This is a genomic window from Kitasatospora sp. NPDC049285, assembly GCF_040678815.1.
In the GTDB taxonomy this organism is placed as follows: Bacteria; Actinomycetota; Actinomycetes; order Streptomycetales; family Streptomycetaceae; genus Kitasatospora.
Map to the genome: position 1 here is coordinate 56051 of NZ_JBFAQR010000037.1, position 12348 is coordinate 68398.

Genomic DNA, 12348 nt, shown 5'->3' on the forward strand with positions numbered 1-12348 from the left:
ACGACATGACACCCCACGACGACACGACCGGCCGCCAGTCCGAGCCGTACGACCTGATCGGCGTCGGCATCGGCCCGTTCAACCTCTCGCTGGCGGCGCTCGCCGACCGGTCCGACGCGGTCAGCGCGCTCTTCCTCGACGCCCGGCCCGAGTTCCGCTGGCACCCCGGCATGCTCGTCGACGGCGCCCGGATGCAGGTCCCGTTCCTCGCCGACCTGGTCTCGCTGGTCGACCCGACCAACCCCTGGTCCTTCCTCAACTACCTGCGCGAGCAGCAGCGGCTGTTCCCGTTCTACTTCAGCGAGCGCTTCCACCTGCCCCGCCGCGAGTACGAGCACTACTGCCGCTGGGCCGCGGACCGGCTCCCCAACTGCCGCTTCGACAGCCCCGTCACCGCCGTCCACTGGGACGCCGAGCAGCGGCTCTACCTGGTGCACGCCGCCGGCCGGCTGCACCGCGCCCGCAACCTGGTGCTCGGCACCGGCACCGAACCCGCCCGCCCCGAGGCGTTCGCCGCGCTGCGCCACCACCCCGCCGTGCTGCACTCCGCCGACTACCTGACGGAGCGCCACCGGCTCGACGCGGCGGCCCGGGACATCACCGTCGTCGGCTCCGGCCAGTCCGGTGCCGAGGTCTTCCTCGACCTGCTGCGCCGCCGGGCCGGCGACGGCACCCGGCTGCGCTGGCTCACCCGCAGCCGGGCGCTCGCCCCGATGGAGTACTCCAAGCTCGGCCTGGAGCAGTTCACCCCCGACTACACCCGCTACTTCCACGGCCTGCCCGAGCCGGTCCGCGACGCGCTGGTCCCCGCCCAGTGGCAGCTGCACAAGGCCGCCAGCGCGGAGACCCTCGGCGAGATCCACGACCACCTGTACGAGCGCACCGTGGGCCGCCCGATCGACGCCGACCCGGTGGAGATCCTCCCCGGCACCGCCGTCACCGAGGCCGCCCAGGGACCCTGCGGCGGACTCGAACTGCACTGCCGGCACGGCGACTCCGGGCTGCGCCACCTGGTCCGCACCGACGCCGTGGTGCTCGCCACCGGCTACCGCGCGGTCCGGCCGCCCGCGCTCGACCCGATCGCCGACCTGATCGAGTGGGACGGGCAGGGCCGCTACCGCGTCGACCTGGACCACCGGGTCGCCGTCGCACCCGAACTCACCGGCGGTCTGTACGTCCAGAACGCCGAGCTGCACACTCACGGTGTCGGCACCCCGGACCTCGGACTCGGCGCCCACCGGGCCGCCGTGATCCTCAACGCCATCGCCGGCAAGACCCTCCACCCGCTGCCCCCGCGCACCGCCTGGACCACCTTCCTCCCGCCCACCGCCCCGACCTCCGCACCTCCCGCCACCGTCGTGCTCCCGCGCCCCCAGGAAGGGAACGAGCGTGCCGCAGCCGCCCGTTGAGACCGAACTCCACCTGCCGCCACAGCTCACCCCCGAGCACTGGCAGGCCGCCGGCCGGGCGATGCTCGCCAAGCTGTTCGCCGAGTTCGCCTACGAGGAACTGCTCGCCCCGCGACCCGACGGCGACCGGTACCTCATCGAACTGCCCGCCGCCGCCTACCGGTTCACCGCCCGCCGGGGCGCCTACGGAAGCTGGCGGGTCGACCCGGCGTCCATCGAGGGCGGCGACGACCCGCTGCGCTTCCTCCAACAGGCCAGGCACACCCTCGGGTTGAGCGGCGACACCACCGGCCACCTGGTCCGCGAGCTGACCGCCACGCTGATCGCCGACGCCCACCACCAGGCCACCGCGCTGACCGCCGCCGAACTCGCCGACCTCGACCACGTCGCCCTCGAAGGCCGGCAGACCGGCCACCCGTGGATCGTCCCCAACAAGGGCCGGATCGGCTTCTCCGCCTCCGACGCCGCCCAGTGGGCCCCCGAGGCCCGGCTGCCCCGCCGGCTGCCCTGGCTCGCCGTGCACCGCGACCTCGCCACCTTCCGCGGCGACGAGACCATCTACGACACCGAGCTCGACCCCGGCTTCCGCGACCAACTCGGAGAGCGCGCCGAGGAGTTCCTGCTGCTCCCGGTGCACCCCTGGCAGTGGGACGAGACCGTGGTCGGCCTGTTCGCGCCGTGGATCGCCAGCGGCGCCATCATCCCGCTGCCCAGCGACGGCGACCTGCGACTGCCCCAGCAGTCCATCCGCAGCTTCTTCAACCTCAGCCGCCCCGACCGCTGCACCGTCAAACTGCCGCTCGCCATCCTCAACACCCTGGTCTGGCGCGGCCTGCCCACCGAACGCACCCTCGCCGCGCCCGCCGTCACCGCCTGGATCCACGGCCTGCGCGACCGGGACCCGTTCCTGCGCGACGAGTGCCGGGTCATCCTGCTCGGCGAGATCGCCTCCGTCGCCGTCGAGCACCCGCTCTACCGCGACCTGCCCGACGCGCCCTACCAGTACAAGGAACTGCTCGGCGCGATCTGGCGCGAACCGCTCGGCCGCCACCTGGAGCCCGGCGAGCGCGCCCGCACCCTCGCCGCCCTGCTGCAGACCGGCTCCGACGGCCGCGCCCTCGCCGCCGAACTCGTCACCCGCTCCGGCCTCACCCCTCGCGCGTGGGTCGGCCGGCTGTTCGCGACCATGCTCCCGCCGCTGCTGCACTTCCTGTACCGCTACGGCACCGTCTTCTCCCCGCACGGCGAGAACGCCATCGTGGTCTTCGACGAGCACGACGTCCCGGTCCGCCTCGCGGTCAAGGACTTCGTCGACGACGTCAACATCAGCGCCCACCCGCTGCCCGAACTCGCCGACCTGCCGGCCGACGTCGCCGACGTGCTGCTGCGCGAACACCCCGACTACCTCTGCCAGTTCCTGCACTCCGGCCTGTTCATCGGGGTCTACCGCTACCTCGCCCCGCTACTCGAGGAGCAACTCGGCCTGCCCGAGCAGGAGTTCTGGGAGCTGCTGCGCGCGGAGATCCTCGCCTGCCAGCAGCGCTTCCCCGAACTCGCCGACCGGCACCGGCTGTTCGACCTGCTCACGCCCGCCATCGACCGGCTCTGCCTGAACCGCAACCGGCTGCTCCTCGACGGCTACCGCGACCGCCCGAACCGCCCGCACGCCGCCGTGCACGGCCAGGTCGCCAACCCGCTGCACCCCGGAGTGGACCTGCCCGCCCAACGGGACCGGATTGTCACCCCCGCGCCGTAGGCTGGGGGGCGTCATGACGAACGACACCGCACCCCTGCCCGGCGGCCCCGACACGGCCGAGCCCGCCGCCCCGGTCCCCGCCTCCCGCATCCCGGAGCTGCTGCACGCCGCCGTCACCGCCGTCGGCGGCGTGGAGCGGCCCGGGCAGGTCCGGATGGCCGAGGCGGTCGCCGCCGCCGTCGACGACGGGGAGCACCTCCTCGTCCAGGCCGGCACCGGCACCGGAAAGTCCCTCGCCTACCTGGTGCCCGCCGTCGCGCACGGCGACCGGGTGGTGGTCGCCACCGCCACGCTGGCCCTGCAGCGCCAGCTGGTCGAGCGCGACCTCCCGCGCACCGTCGACGCGCTCCACCCGGAGCTGCGCCGCCGCCCGCTGTTCGCGATGCTCAAGGGCCGCTCCAACTACCTGTGCCTGCACCGCGCCAACGAGGGCACGCCGAGCGACGAGGGCGAGGGCCTGTTCGACCCGGTCGACGCCCTCGGCGGCCCCACCGGCAAGCTCGGCCAGGACGTGCTGCGGCTGCGCGAATGGGCGCAGGAGACCGAGACCGGCGACCGCGACGACCTCACCCCCGGCGTCTCCGACAAGGCCTGGGCCCAGCTCTCGGTCACCTCCAAGGAGTGCCTCGGCGCGTCCCGCTGCGCCTACGGCCAGGAGTGCTTCGCCGAGCAGGCCCGGGAGCGCGCCAAGCTCGCCGACGTGGTCGTCACCAACCACGCGATGCTCGCCATCGACGCCATCGAGGGCGCCCCCGTCCTCCCCGAACACGGCCTGCTGATCATCGACGAGGCGCACGAACTGGTGAACCGGGTCACCGGCGCGGCCACCGCCGAACTCACCGTCGGCGCGGTCAACCGGGCGGTCAAGCGCGCCGCCAAGCTCGCCAACGAGAAGGCCGTCGACGCGCTGCAGGCCGCCGCCGAGAACTTCCACGGCCTGATGGAGACCGCCCAGCCCGGCCAGGTCGAGGAGCTCCCCGAGTACCTCGGCTACGCGGTGGCGGGCATCCGCGACGCCTGCCGGCAGGTCATCACCTCGCTCGGCGAGACCCGCGACAAGGGCCTCAGCGACGAGGACGCCGTCCGCAAGCAGGCGATGGCCTCCGCCGAGACCCTGCACGAGACCGCCGACCGGCTGCTCACCGGATCCGAGTACGACGTCATCTGGATCGAGCGCAGCGACCGCTTCGGCCTCGGCACCGCCTCGCTGCGGGTCGCCCCGCTCTCCGTCTCCGGCCTGCTCCGCGAGACCCTCTACCGCGAGCGCTCCGTCGTCCTGACCTCCGCCACCCTCAAGCTCGGCGGGGACTTCAACGGCGTCGCCACCTCGCTCGGCCTGCCCGGCGAGACCCGGCTGCCCGACCAGCGCACCCCCGACGGGCCCACCGCCGAGATCGGCGAGGACGCCCCGCCCTACTGGCGCGGCCTCGACGTCGGCTCCCCGTTCACCTACCCCAAGCAGGGCATCCTCTACGTCGCCCGCCACCTCCCGCCGCCCGGGCGGGAACCCGACCGCCCCGAGATGCTCGACGAACTCGCCGACCTGATCGGCGCCGCCGGCGGTCGCACGCTCGGCCTGTTCTCCTCGATGCGGGCCGCGCAGGCCGCCGCGGAGGCCCTGCGGGAGCGACTCGACCTGCCGATCCTGCTGCAGGGCGAGGACACCCTCGGCGAGCTGATCCGGGAGTTCGCCTCCGACGCCCGCACCTGCCTGTTCGGCACCCTCTCGCTCTGGCAGGGCGTCGACGTCCCCGGCTCCGCCTGCCAGCTCGTCGTCATGGACCGGATCCCGTTCCCGCGCCCCGACGACCCGCTGATGAGCGCCCGGCAGAAGGACGTCGAATCCCGCGGCGGCAACGGCTTCATGGCGGTCGCCGCCACGCACGCCGCGCTGCTGATGGCGCAGGGCGCCGGCCGCCTGGTCCGCGCCGCGGACGACCGCGGCATCGTCGCCGTCCTCGACCCCCGCCTCGCCACCGCCCGCTACGGCGGCTTCTTCCGCTCCTCGATGCCGGACTTCTGGTACACCACCGACCGCAACCAGGTCCGCAAGTCGCTCGCCGCGATCGACGCCTCCGCGCCGCCCGTCAAGCCGCGCTAGCACAGCAAGATCGGCCCACGGCGAGAACCATTCTCCGTGGGCCGATCTTGCTGTGGGGTGCCTTCCGTGACTACAAGCGGCGGAGGACCGCGACGACCTTGCCGAGGATGGTGGCGTTGTCGCCCGGGATCGGCTCGTACGCCGCGTTGTGCGGCATCAGCCAGATCTTGCCGTCCTCGCGCTTCAGCCGCTTGACCGTCGCCTCGCCGTCGATCATCGCGGCGACGATGTCGCCGTTCTCGGCGACCGGCTGGCGGCGGACGGTCACCCAGTCGCCGTCGCAGATCGCCGCCTCGATCATCGAGTCGCCCTTGACCGTCAGCGCGAACAGCTCGCCCTCGCCGACGAGTTGACGGGGGAGCGGGAAGACGTCCTCGACGGTCTGCTCGGCGAGGATCGGGCCGCCGGCGGCGATCCGGCCGACCAGCGGGACGTAGGAGGTGGAGGGGCGGCCCGCCGTCTCCGCCGCGGCCGGGCGGGCGACCTCGACGCCGCGGACCTCGTACGCGCGCGGCCGGTGCGGGTCGCGGCGCAGGAAGCCCTTGCGCTCCAGGGCCATCAGCTGGTGCGCGACCGAGGAGGTGGAGGAGAGCCCGACCGCCTGGCCGATCTCCCGCATGGACGGCGGGTAGCCGCGACGCTGGACCGAGTCGCGGATCACCTCGATGACACGGCGCTGACGCTCGGTCAGCCCGGCCTCGTCGGTACGGATGCCGGGTGGCCGGCCGGGGAGGGAGCGGACGACGGGGGTGGGCACGCCGAGCGGGGATTCCTCGATCGGCTGACTACGGCTCATGGTCTGATCCATGCTCTCCTGGTCAGTGGTGCGCGCGGAACGCTCCTGCACCGGGATGGCGGTCTTGGCTTCGGCGGTGTGGATGACGCTGGGGGTGGACATCGCGGCGACCCTTCGACTGGTGCTCCATCTGCCCAGCTCAACTGGTGCCCCTATCGAAAGGTTGCGCCAAACACACGTTCGAGTGAATTTATTCGAGGTTGGCTGACTTGATCAAGCCTCCGGGTGTAAGTCGATTGCATGTTCGACTCGAACAGTCTATGGGGTGTCGCCGGGAGCTGTCTCCGATTCCGGCGCGTCCGACCGGCGTGGCGCACCCCGCACACAAGATCTAGTGGCTAGTGTCCTGGGTCGGGCACAGGTCTTGTGTTCAGGTAGAGTGTTTCGAGTTGTTCGCCGTCGTGTCGCAGGGAGGGAGTTCCAGGTGCACTGCCCCTTCTGCCGGCATCCGGACAGCCGAGTCGTGGACAGTCGCGCGAGCGACGACGGCAGCTCGATCCGCCGCCGCCGCCAGTGCCCCGACTGCAGTCGGCGCTTCACCACGGTGGAGACCGCCACCCTGATGGTGATCAAGCGCAGCGGCGTCACCGAGCCCTTCTCCCGCGAGAAGGTGATCTCCGGCGTCCGCAAGGCGTGCCAGGGCCGCCCGGTCACCGAGGACGCGCTGGCCCAGCTCGGGCAGCGGGTCGAGGAGTGCGTCCGGGCGAGCGGCAGTGCGGAACTCTCGACGCACGACGTCGGTTTGGCCATACTCGGCCCCCTGAAGGAGTTGGACGTGGTGGCGTACCTGCGGTTCGCCAGCGTCTACCGGGCCTTCGACAACCTTGAGGACTTCGAGGCCGCGATCGCGGAGCTGCGCTCCGAGCGGCCGGTCGCCCCCGAACCGGTGCCCGTGCCCTGAGCACGGCCCACCGGTCGTTTTTTCGCAGCATCACACCCTGTGTCACCCGTGCGCCGTGGTCGGGCTTCCGGCTGCCCGCACACCAGGAGAACGAACCAGCGGTGCCCGGACTTTTCAGGGCACTTCGGGCGTTTGCCCAGGAGGAGGAGCAAGACAGTGACGGACACGACGAGCGGTTCCGCACGCGGTTCGAGGTCGGAGAAGTCCGCGAAGGGCGCCGCCAAGGGCGCCAAGGCGGGTCTGCGGCTGGAGCGCATCTACACCACCCCTGGGGTCCACCCGTACGACGCGGTGACCTGGGAGCGCCGTGACGTCGTGATGACCAACTGGCGTGACGGCTCGATCAACTTCGAGCAGCGCGGCGTGGAGTTCCCCGACTTCTGGTCGGTGAACGCGGTCAACATCGTGACCAGCAAGTACTTCCGCGGCGCGGTCGGCAGCCCGCAGCGCGAGCGGAGCCTGAAGCAGATCATCGACCGGGTGGTGCTGACCTACCGCGCCGCCGGCGAGAAGCACGGCTACTTCGCCACCCCGGACGACGCCGAGATCTTCGAGCACGAGCTGACGCACGCCCTCCTCCACCAGGTGTTCAGCTTCAACTCGCCGGTCTGGTTCAACGTCGGCACCCAGCAGCCGCAGCAGGTCTCCGCCTGCTTCATCCTGTCCGTCGACGACTCCATGGAGTCGATCCTCGACTGGTACAAGGAAGAGGGCATGATCTTCAAGGGCGGTTCCGGCGCGGGCCTGAACCTGTCCCGGATCCGCTCCTCCAAGGAGCTGCTCTCCTCCGGCGGCAACGCCTCCGGCCCGGTCTCCTTCATGCGCGGCGCCGACGCCTCGGCCGGCACCATCAAGTCCGGCGGCGCGACCCGCCGGGCCGCCAAGATGGTCGTGCTGGACGTCGACCACCCGGACGTCGAGGCCTTCATCGAGACCAAGGTGAAGGAGGAGGAGAAGATCCGCGCGCTGCGCGACGCCGGGTTCGACATGGACCTGGGCGGCGACGACATCACCTCCGTCCAGTACCAGAACGCCAACAACTCGGTCCGCGTCAACGACGAGTTCATGACCGCGGTGGAGAACGGCACCGGCTTCGGCCTGCGCGGCCGGATGACCGGCGAGGTCATCGAGACCGTCGACGCCAAGGGCCTGTTCCGGAAGATGGCCGAGGCCGCGTGGGCCTGCGCCGACCCGGGCATCCAGTACGACTCGGTGATCAACCACTGGCACACCTGCCCCGAGTCGGGCCGGATCAACGCCTCCAACCCGTGCTCCGAGTACATGCACCTGGACAACTCCAGCTGCAACCTCGCCTCGCTGAACCTGATGAAGTTCCTGCGCGACGACGACTCCTTCGACGCGCAGACCTTCGCCAAGGTCGTCGAGCTGGTCATCACCGCGATGGACATCTCCATCTGCTTCGCCGACTTCCCGACCGAGAAGATCGGCGAGACCACCCGCGCCTACCGCCAGCTCGGCATCGGCTACGCCAACCTCGGCGCGCTGCTGATGGCCACCGGCCACGCCTACGACTCCGAGGGCGGCCGCGCGCTGGCCGGCGCCGTGACCTCGCTGATGACCGGCACCGCCTACCGCCGCTCCGCCGAACTGGCCGGCGTGGTCGGCCCGTACGACGGCTACGCCCGCAACGCGGCCCCGCACCAGCGGGTCATGAAGCAGCACGCGGACGCCTCGGCCGCGGTCGCCCCGCTGGACGACCTGGACACCCCGGTGTGGGCGATCGCCAACTCCACCTGGGCGGACGTCGTCCGGCTCGGCGCGCAGAACGGCTTCCGCAACGCGCAGGCCTCGGTGCTCGCCCCGACCGGCACCATCGGCCTGATGATGGACTGCGACACCACCGGCGTCGAACCCGACCTGGCCCTGGTCAAGTTCAAGAAGCTGGTCGGCGGCGGCTCGATGCAGATCGTCAACGGCACCGTCCCGCGCGCCCTGAACCGCCTCGGCTACCAGGACGAGCAGGTCGAGGCGATCGTCGCGCACATCGCCGAGCACGGGAACGTCATCGACGCGCCCGGCCTGAAGGCCGCCCACTACGAGGTGTTCGACTGCGCCATGGGCGAGCGGTCGATCTCCCCGATGGGCCACGTGCGGATGATGGCCGCGATCCAGCCGTGGATCTCCGGCGCGATCTCCAAGACCGTCAACATGCCGGAGAACGCCACCGTCGAAGAGGTCGAGGAGATCTACTTCCAGGCCTGGAAGCTCGGCGTCAAGGCGCTGGCGATCTACCGCGACAACTGCAAGGTCGGCCAGCCGCTGTCGGCCAAGACCAAGGCCCCGGCGGCGGTCGCCGAGCCGGTCGCGGCCCCGGCCGTCGAGAAGGTCGTCGAGTACCGCCCGACCCGCAAGCGCCTGCCCAAGGGCCGGCCCGGCATCACCACCTCCTTCACGGTCGGTGGCGCCGAGGGCTACATGACCGCCAACTCCTACCCGGACGACGGCCTCGGCGAGGTCTTCCTGAAGATGTCCAAGCAGGGCTCGACCCTCGCGGGCATGATGGACGCCTTCTCCATCGCCGTCTCGGTCGGCCTGCAGTACGGCGTGCCGCTGGAGACCTACGTCTCGAAGTTCACCAACATGCGCTTCGAGCCGGCCGGCCTCACCGACGACCCGGACGTGCGGATGGCGCAGTCCATCGTGGACTACATCTTCCGCCGCCTGGCGCTGGACTTCCTGCCCTTCGAGACCCGTTCCGCGCTGGGCATCCACTCCGTCGAGGAGCGCACCCGGCACCTGGAGACCGGCTCCTACGAGCCGATCGAGGAGGACGTCGACGTCGAGGCGCTGGCGCAGTCCGCGCCGCTCGCCCCCGCGAAGCCGCACGTCGCCCTGCCGCTCGTCGAGCAGCCCAAGGCCGCCCCGGCCGCGCACAACTCGACCGAGCTCGCGGAGATCCGCCTCGGCCTGAACGCCGACGCCCCGCTCTGCTTCTCCTGCGGCACCAAGATGCGCCGCGCCGGCAGCTGCTACCTCTGCGAGGGCTGCGGCTCCACCAGCGGCTGCAGCTGAGCCTGCTTGACCAGGTGTGTCCCCCCGGCGTGCTGTTCGCCGGGGGGACACACCTGTTGACGGAGCGTCAGCCGGCTCCTCACTGCATGTTCTCGAGATGCGGGTGGTCGAAGGAGGTCGGGCAGACGTAGATCTGCATGCTGTAGCTGCGGCCGATCTGCACCATCGGCGGATCCGAGGGCGTGCGCAGCCCGGTGGGGCCGGGAGGGTCTTCGCGGTCCTCCAGCGGGATCCAGCTGCGGCTGCCGCCGTCCCACTCGCCGGAGCTGACGGTGAGCAGCGGCCGGTACTCGGCCTGGCAGACCTCGCAGTTCATCGGCCGGGGGTCGCTGAAGCTCCACGGGCCCCAGCCGCCGATCTTCCAGCCGGGGGCGACGGAGTGCTCGTACTGGTAGTAGGCGCCTCCGGGGCTCCGCTCCTCGTCCGGGTCCTGTGCGGCCCACACGCCGAGACCCCAGTCGTGGAGGCGCTCGGCGAGTTCCTCCGGCAGCTCGTGGGGTGCCGGGTACTCGGTCACGACCTCGGGGTGGAGGAGGCACGGCTCGGGCACGTAGTTGCCGTAGTGCTCGACGTCTGCGGGCTGCGGCGGATCGGTGAGCACCTCCTCGACGTTCGCGGAGCCGCGCCAGACCAGGTGCGCGGCGGGGAGGCCGTGGTCGTGGCCCAGCGGGCACCACAGCACCTGGAGGACGCCCGCACCCTCGGGGCCGACCAGCCCCGGTACGTCGCGCAGGTAGAGCTGGGCGACCGGAAGCAGCGCGTTGGGCCCGTCGTTCGCCGGATGCCCGGCTTCGAGCCGGTCGAGGTAGGCCTCCTGCTCGGGGTCGAGCAGGTTCTCGCGGGGACCGCGAGGACGGCGCCAGGCCGCTTCGAGCAGGGCGCGGCTCTTGCGGACGTCGTCCAGCGAGACGGGCAGCTCGTGGTGTTCGTGCTCCTGCGTACAGACCGGCCACTCCTCGTCGGCAGGCCACAGCAGCGGCCCGCCGACCGAGCTGTCGTGGACGGTCGGCTCGCCCGGCCGCGGGTGCAGGCGCACCGCCTGCCGGGCCAGCGGGGCCAACTCCGGGAAGACGGCCGCGATGTCGACCGGCCGGGGCGGGGTGGTGCGCGCCAACGCAACTCCTTCGACTGTCACCTGCGAGCCTCGGCCGGGACCCTACCGGGCCGCGCGGACAGCCCGGTGCCGCGGCGCGGCCGGGCCGACGCGGCAGCACGGAGGCGCGTCCAGGCCGTCGGCGTCCGACCCGTGCGGCATCATTGCGGGCATGGAACTGGAGCCTTACCGGGGTGAGTTGACGGCCTACTGCTACCGGATGCTGGGCTCCTTCCAGGAGGCCGAGGACCTGGTGCAGGAGACGCTGCTGCGGGCCTGGAAGGCGCGCGAGCGGTACGACCCGTTGCGCGCCTCGGTGCGGACGTGGCTGTACCGGATCGCCACCAACGTCTGCCTCACCGCGCTGGAGGGCCGGGCCCGGCGCCCGCTGCCGTCCGGACTCGGCGCGCCGAGCGAGGACGTGAACGTGCCGCTCACGCCCGCCGGCGACGTCCCGTGGCTGGAGCCGTTCCCCGACGCCCGGTTCGACGTCGAGCGGCGGGCCGACCTGCGGCTCGCCTGGGTGGCCGCGGTGCAGCACCTGCCGGCCCGTCAGCGCGCGGTGCTGGTGCTGCGCGAGGTGCTGGCGTTCTCCGCCGCCGAGGTGGCCGGGCAGCTCGACACCACCGTCGCCGCCGTCAACAGCGCGCTGCAGCGCGCCCGCGCCGCCGTCGCCGAGGTCGGCGACGCGGACCGGCTGCGCGAGCCGGACGACCCCGAGGTGCGGGCCGTGGTCCAGCGCTACCTGCTGGCCTTCGAGGCGGCGGACGTCCCCGCGCTGGTGCGGCTGCTGGCCGAGGACGCCGTGCTGGAGATGCCGCCCGTGCCGCTCTGGTACCGGGGCCGCGGGTACTACGGGCAGTTCATGGAGCGGGTCTTCGCGATGCGCGGCGCCGGCTGGGCGATGCGCGAGCTCACCGCCAACGGACAGCCCGCACTGGCCGCGTACGCGCCCGCCGGCCCCCTGCTGCGCCTGCACAGCCTGCAGGTGCTCACCGTGGTCGACGGGCTGGTCACGGACAACGTGGTCTTCGCGGACCCGCGCGGCTTCGCGGGCTTCGGGCTTCCGCTGGAGATCGCGGGTGAGATCCCCGGGGAGAATTCCGCGCAGCCGCGATGAGTTCGGCGGGGGCCGCCGGTACGTACCGGTGAGCACCCAACCGAAGGGAATCTCAATGATCGTGTCAAGCCGTCTGCGTGACCGACGGGGCGGAGGTGAACAGCCTCTTGTCACGCAGCATCGCCCACAGCACATCGAC

General features: G+C 71.9%; 8 protein-coding genes. 6 read left to right on the forward strand and 2 right to left on the reverse strand.

All coding sequences use genetic code 11. The features are described from left to right. The first annotated feature begins 5 nt into the window (after positions 1 to 5). The 3 genes from AB0K51_RS22595 to AB0K51_RS22605 all read left to right on the forward strand — a co-directional run bounded on the left by AB0K51_RS22595 (position 6) and on the right by AB0K51_RS22605 (position 5266). Positions 6 to 1409 (forward strand): SidA/IucD/PvdA family monooxygenase, encoded by a 1404-nt coding sequence (locus AB0K51_RS22595; RefSeq protein WP_363458367.1) that lies wholly within the window; start codon positions 6 to 8, stop codon positions 1407 to 1409. 61 nt (positions 1410 to 1470) lie between these two features. Beyond that, positions 1471 to 3165 carry an IucA/IucC family siderophore biosynthesis protein gene (locus tag AB0K51_RS22600; RefSeq protein WP_363458389.1) on the forward strand — a complete coding sequence of 565 codons (1695 nt, stop codon included), beginning with the start codon at positions 1471 to 1473 and terminating at the stop codon, positions 3163 to 3165. Positions 3166 to 3178: 13 nt separating this feature from the next. Further along, positions 3179 to 5266 (forward strand): ATP-dependent DNA helicase, encoded by a 2088-nt coding sequence (locus AB0K51_RS22605; RefSeq protein ID WP_363458369.1) that lies wholly within the window; start codon positions 3179 to 3181, stop codon positions 5264 to 5266. A gap of 70 nt (positions 5267 to 5336) precedes the next feature. Here the strand turns inward: AB0K51_RS22605 and lexA are convergent, their stop codons facing one another. After that, a complete protein-coding gene (gene lexA / locus AB0K51_RS22610) occupies positions 5337 to 6062 on the reverse strand; it encodes a transcriptional repressor LexA (protein ID WP_363458392.1) in 726 nt (241 codons plus the stop codon). A gap of 424 nt (positions 6063 to 6486) precedes the next feature. On the opposite strand from lexA, the gene nrdR reads away from it, so the two are divergent. After that, positions 6487 to 6963 (forward strand): transcriptional regulator NrdR, encoded by a 477-nt coding sequence (nrdR, locus tag AB0K51_RS22615; protein ID WP_363458370.1) that lies wholly within the window; start codon positions 6487 to 6489, stop codon positions 6961 to 6963. Positions 6964 to 7119: 156 nt separating this feature from the next. Then, complete coding sequence (locus AB0K51_RS22620) at positions 7120 to 9996, forward strand: vitamin B12-dependent ribonucleotide reductase (protein WP_363458372.1); 2877 nt, start codon at positions 7120 to 7122, stop codon at positions 9994 to 9996. A gap of 79 nt (positions 9997 to 10075) precedes the next feature. On the opposite strand, the gene AB0K51_RS22625 is transcribed toward AB0K51_RS22620, so the two are convergent. After that, positions 10076 to 11110, reverse strand: a complete 1035-nt coding sequence (locus AB0K51_RS22625) for a hypothetical protein (protein ID WP_363458374.1) — start codon at positions 11108 to 11110, stop codon at positions 10076 to 10078. Between the two features lie 151 nt (positions 11111 to 11261). Here AB0K51_RS22625 and AB0K51_RS22630 point away from each other — a divergent pair, with 151 nt between their 5' ends. Then, the gene (locus AB0K51_RS22630; RefSeq protein ID WP_363458376.1) at positions 11262 to 12209 is read left to right on the forward strand and encodes a sigma-70 family RNA polymerase sigma factor; all 948 of its coding nucleotides are present in this window, start codon (positions 11262 to 11264) and stop codon (positions 12207 to 12209) included. Positions 12210 to 12348: the final 139 nt, after the last annotated feature.

Coding starts and splice junctions, on each gene's coding strand:
- AB0K51_RS22595 (WP_363458367.1), top strand. CDS start 6: ATGACACCCCACGACGACACGACCGGCCGCCAGTCCGAGCCGTACGAC.
- AB0K51_RS22600 (WP_363458389.1), top strand. CDS start 1,471: ATGCTCGCCAAGCTGTTCGCCGAGTTCGCCTACGAGGAACTGCTCGCC.
- AB0K51_RS22605 (WP_363458369.1), top strand. CDS start 3,179: ATGACGAACGACACCGCACCCCTGCCCGGCGGCCCCGACACGGCCGAG.
- AB0K51_RS22630 (WP_363458376.1), top strand. CDS start 11,262: ATGGAACTGGAGCCTTACCGGGGTGAGTTGACGGCCTACTGCTACCGG.
- lexA (WP_363458392.1), bottom strand. CDS start 6,062: ATGAGCCGTAGTCAGCCGATCGAGGAATCCCCGCTCGGCGTGCCCACC.